22 protein-coding genes and 1 pseudogene are annotated in these 21,143 nt (G+C 68.7%); 8 read left to right on the top strand and 15 right to left on the bottom strand.

Annotation, left to right across the window (positions count from 1 at the left end):
* The 3 genes and pseudogenes from NA4_RS42265 to NA4_RS31010 all read left to right on the top strand — a co-directional run.
* Positions 1-273, top strand: a 273-nt coding sequence (locus NA4_RS42265) for a hypothetical protein (protein ID WP_218022472.1), incomplete at its 5' end; no start/stop codon positions are given.
* Positions 270-458, top strand: a complete 189-nt coding sequence (locus tag NA4_RS31015) for a hypothetical protein (protein WP_157129398.1) — start codon at positions 270-272, stop codon at positions 456-458. The genes NA4_RS42265 and NA4_RS31015, both read left to right, overlap by 4 nt.
* Positions 459-539: 81 nt before the next feature.
* Positions 540-1,080, top strand: a pseudogene (locus NA4_RS31010) (DUF6879 family protein).
* A gap of 120 nt (positions 1,081-1,200) precedes the next feature.
* Here NA4_RS31010 and NA4_RS31005 read toward each other — a convergent pair.
* The 7 genes from NA4_RS31005 to NA4_RS30975 all read right to left on the bottom strand — a co-directional run bounded on the left by NA4_RS31005 (position 1,201) and on the right by NA4_RS30975 (position 7,235).
* On the bottom strand, positions 1,201-1,428 hold the full coding sequence (locus tag NA4_RS31005) for a hypothetical protein (RefSeq protein ID WP_067478169.1): 228 nt from the start codon (positions 1,426-1,428) through the stop codon (positions 1,201-1,203).
* 109 nt (positions 1,429-1,537) lie between these two features.
* On the bottom strand, positions 1,538-2,716 hold the full coding sequence (fahA, locus tag NA4_RS31000; protein ID WP_067478188.1) for a fumarylacetoacetase: 1,179 nt from the start codon (positions 2,714-2,716) through the stop codon (positions 1,538-1,540).
* Positions 2,713-3,909 (bottom strand): homogentisate 1,2-dioxygenase, encoded by a 1,197-nt coding sequence (locus NA4_RS30995; RefSeq protein WP_067478166.1) that lies wholly within the window; start codon positions 3,907-3,909, stop codon positions 2,713-2,715. The genes fahA and NA4_RS30995 overlap by 4 nt, the downstream gene beginning before the upstream one ends.
* Before the next feature lie 170 nt (positions 3,910-4,079).
* Complete coding sequence (locus tag NA4_RS30990) at positions 4,080-4,706, bottom strand: TetR/AcrR family transcriptional regulator (protein ID WP_067478164.1); 627 nt, start codon at positions 4,704-4,706, stop codon at positions 4,080-4,082.
* 74 nt (positions 4,707-4,780) lie between these two features.
* Positions 4,781-5,611 (bottom strand): exodeoxyribonuclease III, encoded by an 831-nt coding sequence (locus NA4_RS30985; protein ID WP_067478185.1) that lies wholly within the window; start codon positions 5,609-5,611, stop codon positions 4,781-4,783.
* Positions 5,612-5,647: 36 nt separating this feature from the next.
* A complete protein-coding gene (locus NA4_RS30980; protein WP_067478161.1) occupies positions 5,648-6,655 on the bottom strand; it encodes an N-acetylglutamate synthase, CG3035 family in 1,008 nt (335 codons plus the stop codon).
* Positions 6,645-7,235, bottom strand: coding sequence for a peptide deformylase (locus tag NA4_RS30975; RefSeq protein ID WP_067478159.1), 591 nt, complete (start codon positions 7,233-7,235; stop codon positions 6,645-6,647). Before NA4_RS30975 ends, NA4_RS30980 begins: the two co-directional genes overlap by 11 nt.
* Before the next feature lie 185 nt (positions 7,236-7,420).
* On the opposite strand from NA4_RS30975, the gene napA reads away from it, so the two are divergent.
* The 5 genes from napA (at position 7,421) to NA4_RS30950 (ending at position 11,790) form a co-directional block, all read left to right on the top strand.
* A complete protein-coding gene (gene napA / locus NA4_RS30970) occupies positions 7,421-7,774 on the top strand; it encodes a nucleoid-associated protein NapA (RefSeq protein ID WP_067478158.1) in 354 nt (117 codons plus the stop codon).
* Positions 7,775-7,822: 48 nt separating this feature from the next.
* Complete coding sequence (locus NA4_RS30965) at positions 7,823-8,356, top strand: LytR C-terminal domain-containing protein (RefSeq protein ID WP_084497620.1); 534 nt, start codon at positions 7,823-7,825, stop codon at positions 8,354-8,356.
* Positions 8,357-8,512: 156 nt separating this feature from the next.
* On the top strand, positions 8,513-9,196 hold the full coding sequence (sodC, locus tag NA4_RS30960) for a superoxide dismutase[Cu-Zn] (protein ID WP_067478152.1): 684 nt from the start codon (positions 8,513-8,515) through the stop codon (positions 9,194-9,196).
* A gap of 11 nt (positions 9,197-9,207) precedes the next feature.
* Complete coding sequence (locus NA4_RS30955) at positions 9,208-10,353, top strand: glutamate--cysteine ligase (RefSeq protein ID WP_067478149.1); 1,146 nt, start codon at positions 9,208-9,210, stop codon at positions 10,351-10,353.
* Between the two features lie 69 nt (positions 10,354-10,422).
* Positions 10,423-11,790: a phosphatase PAP2 family protein gene (locus NA4_RS30950; RefSeq protein ID WP_084497619.1), complete on the top strand. Its 1,368-nt coding sequence runs from the start codon at positions 10,423-10,425 to the stop codon at positions 11,788-11,790.
* A gap of 27 nt (positions 11,791-11,817) precedes the next feature.
* Here NA4_RS30950 and mnhG read toward each other — a convergent pair whose 3' ends face one another.
* From mnhG to NA4_RS30910, 8 genes are all read right to left on the bottom strand, one after another.
* Positions 11,818-12,153 carry a monovalent cation/H(+) antiporter subunit G gene (gene mnhG / locus NA4_RS30945; RefSeq protein WP_067478145.1) on the bottom strand — a complete coding sequence of 112 codons (336 nt, stop codon included), beginning with the start codon at positions 12,151-12,153 and terminating at the stop codon, positions 11,818-11,820.
* Positions 12,150-12,410 (bottom strand): monovalent cation/H+ antiporter complex subunit F, encoded by a 261-nt coding sequence (locus tag NA4_RS30940; RefSeq protein WP_067478179.1) that lies wholly within the window; start codon positions 12,408-12,410, stop codon positions 12,150-12,152. The genes mnhG and NA4_RS30940 overlap by 4 nt, the downstream gene beginning before the upstream one ends.
* A complete protein-coding gene (locus NA4_RS30935; protein ID WP_067478142.1) occupies positions 12,407-12,982 on the bottom strand; it encodes a Na+/H+ antiporter subunit E in 576 nt (191 codons plus the stop codon). Before NA4_RS30935 ends, NA4_RS30940 begins: the two co-directional genes overlap by 4 nt.
* Complete coding sequence (locus NA4_RS30930; protein ID WP_067478139.1) at positions 12,979-14,592, bottom strand: Na+/H+ antiporter subunit D; 1,614 nt, start codon at positions 14,590-14,592, stop codon at positions 12,979-12,981. Before NA4_RS30930 ends, NA4_RS30935 begins: the two co-directional genes overlap by 4 nt.
* Entirely contained in the window at positions 14,589-14,972 is a 384-nt protein-coding gene (locus tag NA4_RS30925; RefSeq protein WP_067478136.1) for a Na(+)/H(+) antiporter subunit C, read from the bottom strand. The genes NA4_RS30930 and NA4_RS30925 overlap by 4 nt, the downstream gene beginning before the upstream one ends.
* Positions 14,969-17,878 carry a Na+/H+ antiporter subunit A gene (locus NA4_RS30920; RefSeq protein WP_067478133.1) on the bottom strand — a complete coding sequence of 970 codons (2,910 nt, stop codon included), beginning with the start codon at positions 17,876-17,878 and terminating at the stop codon, positions 14,969-14,971. The genes NA4_RS30925 and NA4_RS30920 overlap by 4 nt, the downstream gene beginning before the upstream one ends.
* 111 nt (positions 17,879-17,989) lie before the next feature.
* Positions 17,990-19,273 (bottom strand): hypothetical protein, encoded by a 1,284-nt coding sequence (locus NA4_RS30915; protein WP_067478130.1) that lies wholly within the window; start codon positions 19,271-19,273, stop codon positions 17,990-17,992.
* A gap of 143 nt (positions 19,274-19,416) precedes the next feature.
* A partial coding sequence (locus NA4_RS30910) for an AAA family ATPase (protein WP_157129397.1) occupies positions 19,417-21,143 on the bottom strand: 1,727 nt, incomplete at its 5' end.

Here is a 21,143-nt window from a genome sequence, read left to right as displayed (position 1 = left end):
CTTAGGTTCATCTGCAATGGGCCGGGTGAGCTCGACGTCTGTCGTTCACCCGGCTCAGAGCCAATTCGTTCACCGAAAGGGCTTGGTGTGCAAGACGATCAATGCCACGTGCGCATCGTGTTCGGGCCTCTTGTGTTCGACTACAGTGCGGCGAAGCAAGCAGCGATTCTGTACGCGAAAGACGTCGGGGCATGGCTCGGTGTTCCCGTGCTGATAGACGATGACGTCCGCGACGACATGACGCCCCTGCCTTGCGAGTCGCTATGGTCGTGACCGTCTTCGCGCTCGCCGTGGTTGGGTCGTTCATGCTCGGGTACATGCTGGGCCGCCGTCGCTCCACATCCCGTGCACCGGGACGGCATAGCGTCGAGTACTTCGCGATGGCCGCCGATGCGACGCTGGAGCTGCCCGTGGTCACGCGTCGACGTCATGCGATGCGCTACCCAGAACGGGTCTGAGATCCTCTGTGAGCGAATGGCTTCGGTACCTCTAGGAAGGAAGATCAGGCGGGATGCAGCTGCTGCAAAGTGAGGCGGTCGATGAGGACTTCCACAAGTTCGACCGGACCGCATATCACCTGGAAAGTGCTCGATACCTACTCGACGCCCGAGGAGGACGAACCGTTCCGTAAGTTGCTCGCCGGGGAGCCGGACGACTACGAATGGTCCAAGAGCTGGGCGGATGACGTTCATGCGATCACATCGAGCGGTAAGCGGATGCGGCGTGCTCGCGTGGTCACCGAGCCACACGGACTACACCCGCTGGTCACTCGTCGTCGCCCATCAGAACATCGCTGCGGGCGAGGAAATCCGCTACCTGGCTCGGCGCCTGATCGACCCCGCCGAGCTGACCACGGACGACTTCTGGCTGTTCGATGACAAACTCGTGGCGTTCACCGTCTTCGAGCCGTCAGGCCAGTTCGTGGGGGTGCGTTTACGCAAGACCCGGTTATCGTCGGGCATTGCCGGGCCGTGCGGAATCAGGTGTGGGACGAGGCCGTCTCTCACGCCGAGTACATCACGCGGTGACATTGTGGCGGCGCTGGATCGGCTGCGGTCTGATCATGGCCCACACGCATAGATGGCACGGGTCGTAATCCGGAAACGTTGGGGGCGGGTCGATCAGCCCGTAGGCAGAGGACAACCGCCCCCATCTGTTGCGCCGACAGATTGGGGCAGCGCAGAGTCGGCAGAGAACGCGTCAGCGGGAGGCGGCGGAGCCGGTGGCGAGGACCTCGACGAGTTGGACGAAGAGGTAGGCGAGGGGGGAACTGCAGGTGGGCGGCTGGCTGGAGGTGCAGCCCGAACCGGTGGAGGCGGATCCGGAGTCAGCCACAGTGGCGGGGGCTGCCGAGGCGGTCGCGGTGGCGAAGTGGCCGGGGATCAACAGGGCGCCGACTACGGCGAGTCCGGATAACGAGCGCTTCATAATCCTTCTCTCTGCATACCCCGGATCGGTTCCTCCTCCGGTGAAAAACGGTAGTGACCGCAGGATCTTCTGCTAAGACCTCGATTCCGGAGGTACCAATTCCGGGGTGTCAGAGCGTGTGGGCGGGGCGGATTCGGCCGGTGACCTCGCCTAGTCCGATTCGTGCCGCCTGAGGGCCTGGAGCCGATGCGGTGATGGTGACCTCGTCGCCGTCTTCCAGGAAGGTGCGCTTCTGGTCGTTTACCAGGATCGGTTCGGTTCCGCCCCAAGACAGTTCGATGAAGGAGCCGCGCTGGTTCGGGGCGGGGCCGGAGATGGTGCCGGAGGCGTATAGGTCGCCGGGGCGGGTGGAGGCGCCGTTCGCGGTGAGATGGGCCAGCATCTGCGCTGGTGACCAGTACATCCGGGAGTAGGGCGGATATGCGACCGGCTGGCTGTTCCATGTCACGGTGAGATCGATGTCCAGGCCCCAGTCTTGCGTTCCGCGCAGGTAGGGCAGCGGCGTGGGGGATTGTTCGGGTAGCGGTATCCGTGCGGACTCGAGTGCGGCCAGTGGGGTGACCCACGGCGAGATCGAGGTCGCGAACGACTTGCCGAGGAATGGGCCGAGCGGCTGGTATTCCCACGCCTGGATGTCGCGGGCGGACCAGTCGTTGACCAGCGCGACGCCGAAGACGCGGTTGGCGAACTGGTCGATCTCGACTGGCGCGCCGAGGTCCGAGCCGAGGCCGATCACGAACCCGAGCTCCGCTTCGATGTCCAGGCGTCGGGAAGGGCCGAAATCCGGTGTGCCCGAATCAGTTGGGCGTTGACCGCAGGGTCGAGTCACTTCGGTGCCCGAGACCACTACGGTGCCTGCTCTGCCGTGGTAGCCGACCGGCAGGTGACGCCAATTGGGCAGCAGCGGGTCGGCGTCGGGCCGGAACAGGCGGCCGAGGTTCGTCGCGTGATCGATGCTCGCGTAGAAATCCACGAAGTCGGCGATCCGCACCGGCAGCCGCAGCGCGACGTCGGCGACGGGATGCACTGCGGCATCATCGATCTCGTGGTCTACGAGTTCTCGGATCTGTTCACGTACTTCGCGCCAGCGTGCCGGCCCCTGCTCCAGAAAACCATTCAAATCCGGACCGGCGAACACCGAATCATCAAGGGCCGCAGCTAGATCGATGACTGTGTCCCCGTACCGCACACCCGCCCGGAAGTCCTGCCCGGTCGGTGCGAACACGCCATAGGGCAGATTGTCCGGGCCGAACAAGGAGTCGGCGGGTACCTCTACCCGCGTCCTCACGCCGGACCTCGCCCGGACCAGGTCCACGCGTAGGTCGGGTCTTCGCAGGCCAGCGCCCCTTCGCCGAGTTCCAGCGGGCGGAAGGTGTCCACCATGACGGCCAGTTCGTCGAAGAACTCGACGCCGATGCTGTTCTCGTAGGCGCCGGGCTGCGGTCCGTGTGCGTAGCCGCCGGGGTGCACCGATACCGAGCCTTGCGTGATCCCGGACCCCTTTCGCGCAGCGTAGTTCCCGCCGCAGTAGAACATGATCTCGTCGGAGTCCACGTTGGAGTGGTAGTACGGCACCGGGATCGACAGCGGGTGGTAGTCCACCTTGCGCGGGACGAAATTGCAGATGACGAAGTTGCCGCCTTCGAAAGCCTGATGGACCGGCGGCGGCTGGTGGATGCGCCCGGTGATCGGTTCGAAGTCGGCGATGTTGAAGGTGAACGGGTACAGGCAGCCGTCCCAGCCGACCACGTCGAACGGGTGGGTGGCGTAGACCATCCGCGTGCCGACGACCTGTCCGCCGGGCCGGTGTTTGACCAGCACCTCCACGTCGGTGCCGGTAGCGGTGATCGGCTCGGTCGGTCCGTGCAGGTCGCGTTCGCAGTACGGCGCGTGTTCGAGCAGCTGGCCGAACTTGGACAGGTAGCGCTTGGGCGGTGTGATGTGGCCGGTCGCCTCGATCACGTATGCGCGTAATGGTTCCGGTCCGGTGGGTCGCCAGCGGTGAGTCGTGGCCCGCGGGATAAGCACCTGGTCGCCCTGGCGCGCCGGCAATGGACCGAATACGGTCTCGACCATCGCCGCACCCGATTCCACGTACACCAGCTCGTCGCCGATGGCGTTGCGGTACAGCGGTGATCCGCCCTTGGCGGCCACGTACGAGATGCGCACGTCCGCGTTGGCGAGCAGCAGCCGCCGCCCGGTGACCGGATCGGTCTCGGCCGGGGCGTCGCCGGGAAACAGCGCGTGCAGTCGCAGATGCCGGTGGCGCAGTGGATGATTCGGCTTCGTGGTCTGATCGGGTAGCTCCCACACGGTCGAATCGACGAGCGCGGGCGGAAGGCCGCGGTGATACAGCAGTGAGGAGTCGCCGGAGAAGCCCTCCTCGCCCATCAGCTCCTCGTAGTAGAGCCGCCCATGCTCGTCGCGGTGCTGGGTGTGCCGCTTCGGCGGTACCGCACCCACGTGCCGATAGAACGCCATGACCGCTCCTCCGCCAGCCGGTGGTCGGATAGTTGATCATTATCGTAGTGACCGGGACCGTGGGCGGAGCGGAAACGTGACCCGACAGCGCAAACTTTTGCCGGATATCCGCGCGCTGACTTGTCGAATTGCCGAGCAGCGCCCGTCTTCGTCGAACAAATGTCAGCTGTTCAGGCGTTCCGCGTTGCCCGGTAGACCGCGGCGCCGACGAACGCGCCCAGGTCCTCCGGTGTCCAGCCGTCCTGGTCCGCGAGCAGCGCGCGCACCGCCGCCTCGCCAGCGGATACCCACTGCTCCACCAGCACGGGCAGCTTGCGCTCGGCGTCCTCGGTGCCCCAGGCGCGCAGCGTCTGCCGCAACAACTCGGTGCAGCGCTCGACGACGAGGGCGCGGCCGCGACCGAACGACTTGGCCACGGCGGGATCGGGATTGCCGTACACCAGCCGCCACGCGTCGGGTCGCTCCGCGGCTTTCGTCAACAGCCGGCGGAATCCCGCGACGAAGACGGTCTCGTCGGGGTCGGGGTCGTACGGCGTCACCACCTCGAGCACGCCGCCGACCAGGTAGCCCTCCTCCCGCTGGATCAGCGCCTCGATCAGCTCGACGCGATCGGCGAAGCAGGCGTACACCACCGGCCTGGTCACATTCATGCGTTCCGCGATGGCGGCCATGGTGACCGCGGCGATGCCGTCCTCCACGGCGATGGCCAGCGCGGTGTCGAGTACCTGCGGGCGGCGCCGCTGCGGGCCGAGATGTTGCGCCCGCTGCCGCTGCCTGGCGGCCTGATCGCGGCCCACGCCGCTCGACCTAGGAGTTCCGGTCGCCCGATTCCCGCTGGTCCGGCGTGGGAAGGGCGATTGCGACGGCCGCGTCACCGGTGCTGCGGGCTGTCGGTGAATTCGGCGATCACCGGAGCGTGATCGCTGGCGCCCTTACCCTTTCGCGCCTCCCGGTCGACCGCCGCGTCGGTCACGGTGGCGGCCAGCGCCGGGGACGCGAGGATGAAATCGATGCGCATCCCCTCTTTACGCGGAAAACGCAGCTGGGTGTAGTCCCAGTAGGTGTAGACACCGGGGCCGGGCGCGAACGGGCGCATGACGTCCGCGTACCCGGCGTCGACGACGGCGTGGAAGGCGTCGCGTTCCGGTTGCGAGGTGTGCGTCTTGTCTGCGAAGTACTCCACGGACCACACATCGTCGTCGGTCGGGGCGATATTCCAGTCGCCCATCAGCGCGATCTTCGCCTGCGGATCCTCGGCCAGCCAGCGCGCACCGTTGTCACGCAGCGCGGCAAGCCATTCCAGCTTGTAGGCGTAGTGCGGATCGTGCGGCGTGCGGCCGTTGGGCACGTACAGGCTCCAGACGCGCACACCGCCGCAGGTGGCTCCGATCGCGCGGGACTCGACCACCGGCGCGCTGATCAGCGCGTCGCCAGCGTCCCGGTCGAAACCCGGCTGGTTCGGGAAGGCGAGTTCGACGTCGGCGAGGCCGACCCGGGAGACGATCGCCACCCCGTTCCACTGATTGATGCCGAGGTGGGCCACCTCGTAGCCGAGCTCGTCGAAGCGCTCGAAGGGGAACTGATCGTCCCGGCACTTGGTCTCCTGGATGGCCAGCACGTCGATGTCCTGGCGGTCCAGCCAGTCCGCGACCCGATCCAGGCGGGACCGGATCGAGTTGACGTTCCAGGTGGCGAGACGCACCAAAGGCCTTCCTTCACGAGTGGTGACAGGTCTGTTCTACCGCAGGCCGCCGGGTTCGGCGAGAGGCGCGGGCGCCGCGTACCGGTAGGCGTGATGCTCGACGAAACCCAGCTCGCGGTACATCGCGACGGCGGCCGCGTTGGTGGCCTCCACCTGCAGGTACGCGTGCGTCGCACCGCGGTCGCTGCCCCAGCGCAGCAGCTCGGCGCAGACCAGCGAGCCGAGCCCGTGCCTGCGGTGGGCGGCGGCGACCGCCACGCAGGTGAGGCCGACCCAGCGCCGTCCGTCCGGCGCGGTGGTGAGCGCGCCGCGGCCGATCGCCAGGGGACGCGGCAGGCCGAGCGAGGCGAAGCCGAGTTCGCCGTCGTGCACCGCGGTCAGCACTTCGGGAACCGGCAGGGGAGCCGAAAGCTCTTGCGCGGCGGGGTCTTCGCCGCTGTAGCGGTGCATTGCCAGCCAGTCGTCACTCGGTTCCGGCGCGATGCGGACCATCGGAGGACCCTGCGGCAGAACGAAATTGCCGATATCGATGGCCAGCATGAGCGTCTCCCGCCAGCTGCGCCAGCCGGGCGGCACGGGGGCGAGCCGATCGGGCAGCGCGAGTTGCAGCGGCAAGCCGCGCGCGGTGTACCACTCGCCGATCCGGTGCAGCGTCTCCGCGGACGCGACCGGCGGGCGCTCGGAACTACCCAGTGGCACAGCGGAATTCGCTCGGCCGGTGTAGCCATGGCCCGCGCGCGCCAGCCATCCGTCGATCCAGGCGTGCTCGATGCCCGGCCAGGCGTAGGCGGCCGCGGCTTCGAGAGCGCGGATCTCTTTCGTGCGAATCGGCCGTGGTCCGATGGCTTTCAGCGCGACCACTCGGTCCGGCGCCACCGACACCACCTGGCCGTCGGCGCCACGCACGGTCGGCGGGTCCAGCGAGACGAGCTCGCCGATCACATCGGTCAGCGGTTGCGGATAGCCCGCTGGCAGCTGATAGCGCAGCACCACGCGGCGGCCGAGCGGGATATCGGGCAGACCGGCGCCGGGGTCAGTCGTCATGCCCGAACGGGTCGGGGTCGGTGCCGGGCAGCCAGCTCAAACCCGGTGTGCCCCAACCGTTGCGCTTGATCGCCTTCTTCGCCGCCCGTGCGTTGCGGCCGATCAGCACGTCCACGTAGAGAAACCCGTCCAGATGACCGACCTCGTGCTGGAGCATGCGGGCGAAGAATCCCTTGCCCTCCACCTCGACGGGGTTGCCGTGCTCGTCGGTGCCGGTCACCTTGGCCCATTCGGCGCGACCGGTGGGGAACTGCTCGCCCGGCACCGACAGACAGCCTTCTTCGTCGTCGTCCGGGTCGGGCATGGTCTCCGGGATCTCCGAGGTCTCCAGCACCGGGTTGATCACCGCTCCGCGCCGGCGCGTCGTGGTGCCGTCCGCGCCGAGCTCCGGGCAGTCGTAGACGAACAGGCGCAGGCCGACGCCGACCTGGTTGGCCGCGAGTCCGACGCCGTGCGCCGCGTCCAGCGTGTCGTACATGTCCGCGATGAGCGGAGCCAATTCCTCCGGCGATTGGGTGACCCGCTCGGTCGGATTGTGTAGAACCGGGTCGCCGACGATCACGATCGGGAGGATTGCCATGGGCCAATTATTGCCGTGGGTTCCTCGGCGCGGCGCCGCGGGTGCCGCAACCACGACGCGCCTGGCTACCGGCTGGTAGCGAACACGCCGCGCCGTGGCCCGGGTGTTTCACGACGCGCGTGGTTGAATGATCCGCGACGTACAAGCACCATTTTCGTCTGGTGGCTACTCGGCGAGGGAGCGAGATGGACGGCGCAGCGGCACGGAATCTTTCCGAGATCCAGGACGGCCCTTCCGCGAGCGGCGAGGGCACGGCGGAATCGGCGCATGCCGACCACGGCGACGGCAACGGTCTGAGCCGGCGCGATCTCGACATCCTCGCCTTCGAGCGGCAGTGGTGGAAGTACGCGGGGGCGAAGGAAGAAGCGATCCGCGAGCTGTTCGGCATGTCGCCGACCCGGTACTACCAGGTGCTCAATGCCCTCGTCGACCGGAACGAGGCGCTCGCCGCGGATCCGATGCTGGTGAAGCGGCTGCGCAGGCTGCGAGCGAGCAGACAGAAGGCGCGGGCGGCGCGGCGACTCGGTTTCCAGGTCTGACCCGGTGATGCGGGCCTGGACCCACCCGGTGCGACTAGGCTCGCGGGGGTGAGCTACCCGAATCCCACCTCCGGTGGGCCACCGTTGCGCGCCCTGGCGATGGTGCTGATCGCGTTGGCCATCGTCTTCGCAGGTCTCGGCGCGATGTCGCTGTCGAATTCCGACGCCGACACCGATGCCTCGGGACCGAGTCAGCCCGAGACCACCACCGCGACCGCGGCGCCTCAGGTCCCGGCCGGCACCACGGCGCCCAAGGCAACCGCCGCGCCGACCGGCACGGCCGCGGCGACCAGCAGCGTAGCGGCCCGTTCGGTGCCGGTACGCGTGCTCAACAACAGCATGGTGGCCGGGCTCGCGGCCAAGACGGCGACCCAGCTCTCGTCGAACGGGTGGACGATCGCGGAAACCGGGAACTATCCAGGGACCAATATCCCGAAAACCACCGTTTACTACGGAAACTCGCCTGGTGACAAGGAGGCGGCCCAGGCCATCGCGGACGAGCTCGACGCGGCCGTCGCTCCGAAATCGAGCGCGATCGGGGATTCGGCGCCGGGTGTAACTGTGATCGTCACGGGTAACTGAGGGGTGTAAGCCGCCGTTCGTGTGCGCCGGACGGAGGAAGAAGTCGGGCGGCCCGGTCGGGGGCGCGAAACGGCGGGCGTGGCATCATTCTGTGCGGTAACGAACGTGTCCACCCAGCTTTACTCGTAAACTCGGTACTCGTAAAGGAGTTCCCCGATGGCCCCGTCCACTACTCGACGCCCGTCCTGGCGGACTGCGACACCGCTGCTCGCGGTCGCGGTCTTCGGCCTCGCCGCCTGCACGAACAGCCAGGAGTCGAGTGACGTCAAGGGCACCACGCCGCCGGTGTGGACCGGTTCCCCCGCTCCGGCAGGCGAGCATGCCACCGAGCACGGCACGCCGCACACCGACCCCGGGGTGAACGTGGAGCTGAAGGACTCGTCGGGGTCCTCGGTCGGCACCGCGCACTTCGCCAAGGACGGCAATCATCTCCAGGTCACGGTGGAGGCGCACGGCCTGCGTCCCGGCTTCCACGGCCTGCATGTTCACTCGGTGGGCAAGTGCGAACCCAACTCGGTCGCCCCGACCGGTGGACCGGCGGGCGACTTCCTCTCGGCGGGCGGCCATCTGCAGGTCGGCAGCGCCAACGCGCACCCGGCCAGCGGTGACCTGACCTCGCTCGAGGTGCGCTCCGACGGCTCCGCGAAGCTGGTCACCACCACCGACTCGGTCACGTTGGACGAGATCAAGGGCAAGGCCCTGATCATCCACGCCGACTCCGACAACTTCGGCAACATCCCGAATCGCTATGTCCGCGCCGACGGCGTCGCGGGCCCGGACGAGACGACACTGGCGACCGGTGATGCTGGCGGTCGTGTCGCCTGTGGCGTCATTCAGTAGAACGGTGTCCTATGGCCGGGGCAGGAATCGAACACGTTCCCTTCGGTGGCTCGCCCCGGCCCACCATCGGGGTCGAATGGGAGATCGCCTTGGTCGACAAGGTGACCCGCGACCTGTCCAATACCGCGGCGGCGGTCTTCGACTCGGTTGGTGACCTGCGCGCCCACGACGGCACACCGCAGGTGACCAAGGAACTGCTGCGCAACACCGTCGAGATCGTCACGGGTGTGCACGAGACCGTCGGCGCGGCGGTGGAGGACCTGTCCGGCACCATGGAGACCGTGCGGCGCGCGGCCGACCCGCTCGGGGTCGACCTGTTCTGCGCGGGCACCCATCCTTTCGCCCAGTGGTCGGCGCAGCAGCTGACCCGCTCGGAGCACTACGACGAGCTGATCGAGCGCACCCAGTGGTGGGGCCGCCAGATGATGATCTGGGGCGTGCACGTGCACGTCGGAGTGTCCCACCGCGACAAGGTCTTTCCGATCCTGAACTCGCTGCTGCTGGCCTATCCGCATCTGCTCGCGCTGTCCGCGTCCTCGCCGATGTGGTCCGGTTCGGACACCGGCTACGCCAGCAACCGGACGCTGATGTTCCAGCAGTTGCCGACCGCGGGCCTGCCGTTCCAGTTCGAAAACTGGTCGCAGTTCGAGCATTTCGTGCACGACCAGCTCAAGACCGGTGTGTTCACCCAGCTCGGCGGCATGCACTGGGATATTCGCCCGGCGCCGAAGTGGGGCACGATCGAGGTTCGGGTGTGCGACGGGATCTCCACGCGCGCCGAACTGGCCGCGATGGCCGCGCTCATCCACTGCCTGATCGTCGACCTGGATCGGCGCGTCGTGGAGGGCGAGACCATGCCGACCCTTCCGCCGTGGCATGTGCAGGAGAACAAGTGGCGGGCCGCCCGGTACGGGCTGGACGCGATCATCATCACCGACGCCGACAGCAACGAGCGGCTGGTCACCGACGACCTCGATGACCTGCTGAACCGGCTGGAGCCGACGGCGGCGCGGATCGGCTGCGCCGCCGAGCTCGCATCGGTCGCCGAGATCCCGAAGCGGGGCGCCTCGTATCAGCGGCAGCGCCGGGTTGCCGCGGCGTCGCAGGGCGATTTGGTCGCGGTGGTGGACGCGCTGGTCAAGGAGCTGAACCAGTAGCGAACGCGCCGCGGGCAAGTCGGTTGCTGTTCAGCTGGCCAGGGGGATGTCGTTCACCCCCTGTTTACTATGGTCGTCGTGCTTGTCGAAAACCCGGGTGTCAGAGTAGGAAGCGCGGTCGCGCGCAATCGCGAGTCGCGGACCCGGACCGGGGTGGCGGCGGCGGTGGCCGCGGTGCCCGTTCTGCTGATCGCATTGCAGGTCATCGCCATTCGGCAGGGTTTCGAAGGACCGCTGGACAGCCTGTGGCGGGATTACGTCGGCACACCCAAGTCCATGTCGGTTCCGTGGGCGGGGCTGATCCTTGCGCTGGTGGGTATTTCGGTCCGGCGCAGGCTGGTCGCGGTCGGTGTCGCGGTGACCATCGATGTGGTGTGGGCCTGCGCCCGGCTGCTGGCCGGGGAACCGTTCGCGATCGGCAATGGCCCGGTCATCGTGCTCACCGCGTTGGCGCTGCTGGCCTGGCTGCGCTGGACGGGCACCGAACGGCGCCACGCACTGCACGCGGCAGCGCTGGGCGCGCTGCTCATCCTGGCCACCAAAGTCGGCGACGTGTGGCTGCACATCACGATGATCGGCACGCCGACAGTGCTCGACGAGTACGTGATCCTCGCCGACCACGCGCTGGGCGATCCGTCCTGGGTGCTCGGTCGCGCGATCGACGCGCTGGGGCCGGTGGTCTACGCGGTGCTGCATTGGGTCTACATCGAGCTGCCGGTGGCCGCGATTGTCGTGGCCGTGTGGCAGCTGCGCGGGGTGATGTCGTCGGGCCGTTGGCCATCGCACTATCTGGTGCGCACATTTCTCGTGCTCGGGCTGATCGGCCCGCTGGTGTACGTGCTGTTCCCGGTCGTGGGGCCGATGTTCGCATACGGGCCGGACGGCAATGGATTGCAGCTGGGCAACTACTGGCCCGGTGTCGTGCCGCCGATCGACCGGAATCCGATGCCGTTGCCGTTCGACGCGGCGATCCCCCGCAACTGCATGCCGTCCATGCATACAGCCTGGGCGCTGTCGGTCTTCCTGCACACCCGTCGCGACATGGACGGCGCGCCCGCGCCACGCTGGCTGCGTTGGGGCGGTGCGTTCTGGCTGCTGGCCACCCTGGCGGCCACCCTGGGCTTCGGCTACCACTACGGCGTGGACCTGGTGGCGGGTGCGGTGCTGTGCCTCACGGTCGAGTCCGCGCTGCGCGAGCCGGAGCGCGGCTGGGGATGGTTCCGGATCCGGCTGGTCGCCGGCGGTGCGGCGGTACTGGCCACGCTGCTGCTGTCCTACCGGTATCTTGCCGTGCCCATGGCCGACTACCCGGTGCTCGCCGGCACGGTCGTGCTCGGACTGCTGGCCGGACTGGCCGCGGCATTCCACGCGACCTGGTTCGCGAGCGTGCGGGAACCGGAGCAGGAGCGGCGGGAGGTCGAACACGCCGTGCGCTGAGCGCGCATACCCGGCTACGCAGTTCTTCTACTCGACGTCGTCGTCGCGCATCTCGTTGACGCGCAGCAGCCCGTCGCGGTGGCGCTGCTCACGGTAGGCGGTGCGGCCGATGAGGTGGGCGATCACCGGTGCGGTGAGCAGCGTGAACAGCCCGACCAGCGCCAGCGCCCACACGTCCCCGTGCCCGCGCAGCTGGATCCCGGCGCCCGCGAGCACCAGGATCAGCCCGATCACCTGGGGTTTGGTGGCGGCGTGCATCCGGGTCAGGGTGTCCGGGAAGCGCACGAGCCCGATCGCGGCGGTCAGCGCGAGCGTCGAGCCGAACAGGATCAGGAATCCCGCGACCACGTGCCAGAGGTTCATGTGTCGTCCCGCACTCGGAAACGCGACACCGCGGCCGAACCGAGGAAGCCCACCAGCGCCAGCGCCACGATCGCCGGGATCGGCGTGGTATCGGCGCTGTATGCCGCCCACACGGCCAGTCCGGAGGCGGCGATGGCCATCAGCGAGTCGACGCCGACGACTCGGTCCAGCGTGCTCGGGCCCACCACGACGCGATAGGTGGTGAGCAGAGCGGCGGCCGCCAGCAAGACGGCGGCCAGAATGGCGACAACGGTCACGGGGTCACCTCCGGTGGCGAGGTCGGTCGGGCGAACGGCCATCCGGTCGGGCGCTCCAACCCTTCGATCAGCAGGCGTTCCAGCCGCCGGGTGGTCCGGTAGAACTTGTCCACGGCGGCCTCGCTGCCGACGTCGAGGACGTGCACATAGACCACGCAGCGCCTGCGGTCGATCTCCAGCACCATGGTGCCGGGGATCAGGTTGAGCAGGTCGGCCCACAACACGAGGACCAGATCCGACCGCGTGCCGGAGTACACCCGCAGTACTCCGGACACCGGCGTCGGCGCCGGGCGGATCGCGAACCAGGCGACCTGAAGACTCGACTCCAGCGCGTAATACGCACTGACCACGAGCAATTCGATCAGCGGAAGCAAGCGCAGCCGTCCGGCCACCGGCACACGCGGCAATGGCAGCGCCACCATGATCAGTGTGGCGACCACCAGCCCGCCGAGCAGGTTGGCCACGCTGAGATCGCCCCACAGCGCGATCCAGACGAGGGTGAGCCAGACCAGAATGGCGATCCGCACTACGGTGTCGCGCCGCGTGCCGTGCGTGGTCTGCTCGTCGCTCATCGCAATGCTCCCGGGTCGTCGGGCGAACCACCCAGCACCGCACCGATATACACGGCTGGATCACGCAGATCGACCGCGGCGCGGTCGGCGATGGCGAGGATCGGCCCGGCCAGCACCGTCAGGCCCAGGCCGACCGTGACCAGCGCCGCCGTCGACAGCACCATCAGCACCGGCATCCGGCCGGGATCGATGCGCTCGTCGTAGTGCACGACGGTCGATTCCTCGATCAGCGTAGGTGGCCGCGCCGCGGTGAGATGCCCCTCGGGCGCATCCTCCCGTGGACGCCAGAACGCTTTGCTCCACACCCGCGCGACGGCGTAGAGGGTGAGCAAGCTGGTGAGCACGGCTCCGCCGACCAGCACCCAGGCCAGCGCGCTGCCTCGCTCGGCGCCCGCCTGCAACAGCGAGACCTTGCCGATGAACCCCGAGAAGGGCGGAATACCACCGAGATTCAGGGCGGGCACGAGGAATAGCACCGCGAGCAGTGGGCTGGCGGTGGCGAGCCCGCCCAGCCTGCGCAGCGAGGTCGATCCGGCTTGCCGCTCGATCAGTCCGGCTACCAGGAACAGCGAGGTCTGCACCAGGATGTGGTGCGCCACGTAGAACACCGCGCCCGCCAGTCCGGCCGTATTGGCCACCCCCACCCCGAAAACCATGTATCCGATGTGGCTGACCAGCGTGAACGACAGTAGTCGGCGGATGTCGCTCTGCGCGATGGCGCCGAGGATGCCGACGAGCATGGTGAGCAGACCGCACACCAGCAGCACCGAGTCGAAGCCGCCCTCGGGGAACAGCAGCGAGTGCGTCCGGATGATCGCGTACACGCCGACTTTGGTGAGCAGCCCGGCGAAGACGGCGGTCACCGGGGCCGGGGCGGTCGGATAGGAATCGGGCAGCCAGTTGGACAGCGGGAAGACGGCTGCCTTGATGCCGAACGACACCAACAGCACCGCGTAGATCGCGGTCCTCGTACCCTCCGGCACCGCGCCGAACCGGACCGCGAGCTGGGCGAGGTTCAGTGTTCCGGTGGCCGCGTAGGTCAGCCCGATGCCGGTCAGGAAGATCAGCGAGGAGACCATCGAGACCATCACGTAGGCCACGCCCGCGCGGACGCGCTCGGTGGTCGCGCCGACGGTGAGCAGCACGAACGAGGCGGCGAGCAGGATCTCGAAGCCGACGAACAGGTTGAACAGGTCACCGGCCAGGAACGCGGCCGAAACACCGGCCGTCAGAACGAGATAGGTGGGCCGGTAGATGGAGGTCGGTTGCCGTTCGTCGCCGTCGCGGATGTTCTGGCCCGCGCCGTAGAGCCAGACCGACAGCAAGACGATGGACGAGACCAGCAGCATCGCGGCCGACAGCCGGTCCACCACCAGCGTGATGCCGATCGGCACCGGCCAGTTGCCCACTTGCAGCGCGGTGGTGCCGTCCCGGTCGACCAGGAACAGCAGCAACCCGCAGATCACCACGACACCGGCGAGCGCGGCGAAGCTGACCGCGCTCTGCACGCGTGGCCTGCGGCCGAAGACGAGCGTGGCCGCGGCGCCGAGCAGCGGCACGAGTACCGGCAGTGGGGCGAGGACCGGCAGCAGGCCCGGGGGGAGGTTCACGTTTCCGGGTCCTCTCCCGCGCGCCGCCGGGCGACGTCCACGTCTTCCTGGTCGTTGGCCACGTCGTCGGTGGTGGTGAGCATGTAGGCGCGGTAGGCGAGGGCCAGGACGAATGCCGCGACGCCCATGGTGATCACGATCGAGGTCAGCACCATGGCCTGGGCCAATGGGTCGGCCATGTCCTCGGCCGGGGTATCGCTCTCGCCGCGGATGGGCGGTTTGCCGTCGCCGCCGCCCGCGGTGAGGATCAGCAGGTTCACCGCGTTGCTGAACAGGATCAACCCGAGCAGCATCTTCGACACGGCGCGTTCCAGGATCAGGTACACACCGCACGAGACCAGGACGCCGATCACGACCAATAGCGTCAGATTCGCTGTCATCTGCCGGAATCCCCCTGCTCCGAAGTGGTCTCGGCGTCGGCAAGCTCGCTGTCGAGGCGCGCGCCGAGGCTGCGCAGCACGTCCAGGACCAAGCCGACCACGATCAGATACACGCCGAGATCGAACAGCAGCGCGGTGACCACCTTGACGTGACCGAGCACCGGCAGCGTCACCTCGAAGATCGCCGACGACAGCGGCGGCGCGCCCAGCAGCAGCGAGGAGACCGCAGTCCCCGCCGCCAGCGTAAGGCCCGCGCCGAGAATGTGACCCGCGTCGACCGGCAGCGCCTCGCCGAGCTCATAGCGGCCGCCCGCGAGATAGCGCAGCGTCAGCGCGAGCCCCGCGGTGAGCCCGCCCGCGAAACCGCCACCGGGTGCGTTGTGGCCGGAGAAGAAGAAGTAGACCGACAGCACCATGATGGTCGGGAACACCAGGCGGGTGGTGATCTGCAGGACCATCGACCGTTCGGCCCGGGCGACCAACCGGCCCGCGGGCAGCCAGCTCACCAGATCGGGGTCGTAGTCGGGGGAGTCCGCGGCGCGCGGCGCGCTGCCGAAACGCCTGCTGCGGAACACCAGCGAGGCCACACCGGTCGCCGCGACCACGAGCACGGAGATCTCACCGAGGGTGTCCCAGGCGCGCATGTCGATGAGCAGCACGTTGACCGCGTTCTTGCCGCCGCCGAATGCGTATGCGGCATCCGGGATCCGATGCCAGATGGGTTCGGTGGTGCGTGCCGCCACGGCGAAACCGGCGAGCACCGCGACCACCACGCCGACCACCGCGGACAGGATCGCCCTGCGCGTCTTGAACGCGGTCGTCCTGCTCGCCTCGATCGTCGCCGGAAAGGCCCGCAGCACCAGGACGAAGATCACCAGGGTCAGCGTTTCCACGAGGAATTGGGTCAGCGCGAGGTCGGGCGCGCCGTGCAGGGCGAAGACCACACCGCAGCCGTAGCCGGTCACCCCGACGACCAGCACGCTCGCCAAACGATTGCGCAGCACCGTCGCGGCCAGCGCGGTCACCGCCATGATCGCGCCGATGACCAGTTGCAGCGGCGAATCCCACAGGCGCAGTGCGACTCCGGTGCGGGTGCCCAGCGCCAGCAGCGCGATCGGCAGGATGACCAGCGTGACCAGGATCGCCGCCTGGCTCAGCGGCAGCGAGCCGCGTTGCACCGCCGCGGTCATCCGCAGCGACAGCCTGTCCATCGCGCGCAGCGTCGCGTCGTAGGCGCGGTCGGCATTGCCGAGCCGCGGGTGCGCGGATTCGGGGAAGCGGTCGCGCAGCCGGTACAGCAGGATGCCGACGGCGACGATCAGGACCGTCGACACCAGCGCGGCGTTGCCGCCGTGCCAGAGCGCGAGGTACGAAAGCTGCTGTCCGGGAAGCGTTTCGGCGTAGGGACGCACTCGCGCGTCGAGCCAGGACGGCGCGAGACCGGCCACCAGGCTCGCTACCGCGAGCAGCGCGGGCGGTGCCAGGAACAGGGCACCCGGCGGATGCCAGCGGACGCCGCGATCCGCGGCTTCCGGTTGGTCCCGCTCGACCGGCACTTCGCTGGGATGGTGGGCGACCGGCGTGGCGCCGGAGGCGGGTTGTAGCGCGACGTGCTTGTCCGCGAAGCTGCCCCAGACGAACCGGAAGCTGTAGGCGACCGTCAATATCGACCCGAGCACCACGCCCGCGAACACCGCGGCGCGGCCCGGCGCGGTGAGCGTATCCGCGTCCAGAACGGCGCTCAGCGCGCTCTCTTTGCCGACGAAGCCGAGCAGCGGCGGGATACCGGCCATACTCAGCGCGGCGAGGATGGCGGTGCCGCACAGCACCGGAGCCCGGCGGCCGAGCCCGGACAGCCTGCGCAGATCACGTGTGCCCGCACCGTGATCGATGATCCCGACCACCAGGAACAGACACGCCTTGAACAGCGCGTGCGCGATGAGCATGGTCATCGCGGCCAGCGCGGCGTCCGGCGTGCCGAGGCCGGCGAGCACGATCAAGAATCCCAGCTGGCTCACCGTGCCGAAGGCCAGCACCAGCTTCAGATCTACGACTTGGAGCGACCGCAGGCCCGCCAGCAGCATGGACGCCAGCCCGAGGACGAGCACCAGCGGATGCCACACCGGGTTCTGCGCGAACACCGGCGCCAGCCGGGCGACCAGGTACACACCGGCCTTCACCATCGCCGCCGCGTGCAGGTACGCGCTCACCGGTGTGGGTGCGGCCATCGCGCCGGGCAACCAGAAATGCACTGGCACCACCGCGGATTTGGTGAGCGCGCCGACCAGCAGCAGCGCCACCGCGATATTCGCGGCCGTACCGCTCGGTGGAGTTCCCGTGGCGAGCAGATCCGACAGTAAGTAGCTGTCGTTCGCTTCGGCCAGCACGACGATGCCGGTCAGCATCGCCAGCCCGCCCGCGCCGGTCACCAGCAGCGCCTGGATGGCGGCCCTGCGGGTGGCGGCTTGCTCGGCGTTGTGACCGATCAGCAGGAACGACAAGACCGTCGTCGCTTCCCAGAACACGTAGAGCAGCAGCATGTTGTCGCTGGTCACCAGCCCGAACATCGCGCCTGCGAAGGCGACCAGCTGGGCGGCGAACACACCGAGCCGCGGTTCGTCGTCCTCGAAGTACCTGGCGCAGTAGGCCAGGATCAGCGCTCCGACGCCCAGCACGAGTGCGGACAGCACGGCCGCGAGCGTGTCGAAACGCAGATCGATGTTCATCGCGATGCTCGGCGCCCAGGTCAGCCGAACTCGCTGAGAGTCAGACCAATTCGCGAACACCCAAGCCAGGCAGCCGAGCGGGACCAATGCCAGCAGGTAGAAAGCGTTGCGTCCCAGTGCCCGCACCCACAGCGGCGCCACCAGAGCGGCGGCAGCATGGAGGAGCAGGATTGCGAGCAAACTTCACTCCGTCGAGTAGCGGCGGCGGGGTGTCCGGGACAATCCTACGCAAAAGCCTGGGTTTTTCGCGGGGTGGGCGGGTATGGCGTCGGCTATATCTCGAGGCCGAAGCTATATATCCGCTAACGATTCGCTCTCGGGTCGTCCCTTCGGTCGTGGCTTGCTGCGGGGCCGGAATTTCCGGAGCACGGCGATTCCGATCGCACTGCCGATGATGATGACAAGCGCGGTGCGGCCCGGTGTCGGGTCGTGCATCGGCACCTCGGCGTGCCAGTGCTCCAGCTTGTCGGGCATCACCGAGACCGCCGAGGGCAGATAGAGCGCGGAGAGCCCGAGTACGCCGCTGGGCGCGTAGCGCGGACGTGCCGTACCGCAGCAATAGCCCGCAGTCAGCGCGATGACAGCGCTGATCGCGGCGAAGCCCACCGTGCTCGCGGTGGTCGAGGTGATCGTCGCGAAGATCGCGATGCCCGCGACCAGCAGGACGGCGACGGCGGCCGAGCTCAGTCGGATGCCGAGCGCGACACCGGCCGCCGCCAGCGGGATCAGCAGCACCGCACTCCAGCCGGGCCGGACTGCGTAACCCACCGCGTCGACCGCCGCGGACAAGCTCACGGCCAGGTACACCCCGGTACCATCCCGACCGGGCAGTAGCATGGCCGCAGCCGTCGCGCTGATGATCGTCGCGGCCACGACGATCCCGATTTCGACCGCATGGCTCTCGTCGGGCAGTTTGGCGTATTGACGGCCCAGCCATTCGGTGCCCGCGAGGATCACCAGCGCGAGCACCGTGGCGGCGAGGATCGGCGTTACCGGCAGCGCGATCGCCATGCGCGGCGTCTTCGGCTCTTCGGCGCGCGACCAGTTGTGCAAGGTACTGATCACCAGCAAGACCAGCGCCGCGCCGATCATCCAGCGCGGCGGGGTCTCCAGCACCGCGTACGGATCGGCGTCGATATCCAGCAACTCGGCGAGATCGCCGAAGGCGAAGAACCCGACGGCGCCCACCGCGAACGCCGCGCCGGGCAGCAGCCTGCGTAGCACCACCGCGCCAAGACCGCCCAGCAGGATGGCGCCGAACACCGAGTCGATGTAATTCTGCGTGGTGAGCATCTCCGCCGTCGACCCTTGGCGCCCGGCGAAGTGGTTGATCAGCTGCCCCAGCGCGCCTGCCGTCGCCGTCGCCCACCCGGTGAGCGGACGGGAGGTCGTGCTGACCAAGACGGCCACCGTGACGGCGACGATCACCCCCAGCGCCGCGCTGCGCGGCACGCTGTTGAGCAGACCGGCGATCCGGTAGGGCGTGGTCTGCTGCTGCGTGGTGACGCTGACCGGCAGGAACAGTGTGACGCCCGCCACAACGGCGCCCATGAACGCCGTCGTCGCGTCGACCACCTCCCCGATCCTGCGCACGGTTGTCGAACTTACCCGCGGTGCTCGCGCGATCTTGTAATTGCTAGTGATTCGCTCAGAAATGTCTCGAGTGTGAAAGATGCACGAAGATGTGGTTTACCGACAGAGTGCTCTGTTCGGCTCGATCAGAGGTAGCGGCCCTCGCTGGCCGCGGCTTGGCCGCGATCGTGCGCGTAGCGGCGCAGCGCATCGATCTGTAGCGGGTCGAGTGAGGGGCGCACTACCGCGGTGGCAGCCATGACGTCGGCCGCGGTCACATCGGCGGCGTCCACATCCCGGCGCATCGCCGTGAGCGCGGCCTCGCGCAGCAGCGCGGCGCAGTCGGCGGCGGAGTATCCGTCCAACTCGTGCGCGAGTGCGTCGAGGTCGACGTCGTCGGCCAAGGGCACCGCTCGGCCCGCGGTGCGCAGGATCTCCCGCCGCGCCGCCGCGTCCGGCGGCGGCACGAAGACCAGCCGTTCCAGCCTGCCCGGCCGCAACAGCGCCGGGTCGATCAGCTCGGGCCGGTTGGTCGCGCCGAGCACCACCACGTCGCGCAATGGTTCCACCCCGTCGAGCTCGGTGAGCAGCGCCGCGACCACCCGGTCGCCGACGCCAGCGTCGGCGCTCTGCCCGCGGCGGGCAGCGAGCGCGTCGACCTCGTCCAGGAAGATCAGCGACGGCGCGGAATCGCGTGCGCGCTGGAAGAGTTCGCGCACCGCGCGCTCGGAGGAGCCGACCCACCGGTCCAGCAACTCGGCGCCCTTGACCGCATGCACACTGAGTTGCCCGGTACCGGCCAGCGCGCGCACCAGGAAGGTCTTGCCGCAGCCGGGCGGGCCGTAGAGCAGCACGCCGCGCGGCGGGTCGATGCCGAGCCGGGCGAAGGAGTCCGGATGCCGCAGCGGCCACAGCACGGCCTCGGTCAGCGCCTGCTTGGTCTCCGCCATGTCGCCGACGTCGTCGAGACTCAGGCTGCCGATCGCGAGCTCCTCCATCCCGGACCGGGACAGCGGCCGGATCACCTCGAGCGCGCCGAGCAGGTCGGACTGGGTGAGCCGCGGCTCGCCCTGCTCCCTGGCCCGCGACGCCGCACGCAGCGCCGCTTCTCGGCACAGCGCTGCCAGATCGGACACCACGAATCCCGGCGTGCGCGCGGCGATCTCGTCGAGTTTCAGGTCCTCGGTCGGCACTCGGCGCAGCAGTTGCTCCAGCAGCGCCCTGCGCACGGCGGCGGTGGGCAGGGGCAGGGTGAGTTCGCGGTCGCACAGGTCAGGGGACCGTAGCCGCTGGTCGATCCCGACCGGGTGCGCCGTGGTCGCCAGGAGCGCGACGCCCGGTTCGGCGATGGCCGCGCGCAGCTGGTCGAGGATGAGCGTGGCGACCGGTTCGGGATCGGCGGGCAGCAAGGCGTCGATATCGGTGACGAGCAGGACGCCGCCTTGGCCGGAGCCGATGTCGGCCACCCCCTCGGCGACCTCGCGCAGCCGCGCGCCGCTCTCGGCCGCGCCGATGGTGGGGCCGTCCAGTTCCACGACGCGCCGTCGCGCCGTGACCGCGCGGGCCAGCGTCGCCTTGCCCACGCCCGCGGGTCCCGTGATCAGCACGCCGAGATGTGGTTTCGCGCCGAGTGTGCGCAGCAGCTCGGGCTCGTCCAGCGCGAGGCTGAGCCATTCGCTCAGTCTCGCGGCTTGGCCGCGCATACCTGGCAGGTCCTCGATCGAGATGCGCGGTGCGAGATCCCTGGTCGGGGCGGTCCGTCCCGCCGAAGCGCCGTTGGTGCCCGCCGCCGTGCAGAACGCGGCGGCCTCGGTGGCGCCGCGCGAGGCCTCACCGGCCGGGATGGGCGTTCCGGCCGAGGCCAGATCGGCGG

The organism is Nocardia amamiensis NBRC 102102 (assembly GCF_001612745.1).
Taxonomy (GTDB): domain Bacteria; phylum Actinomycetota; class Actinomycetes; order Mycobacteriales; family Mycobacteriaceae; genus Nocardia; species Nocardia amamiensis.
The sequence above is the reverse complement of the archived record's forward strand: the minus strand, read 5'-3'. Positions and strand labels throughout refer to the sequence as shown.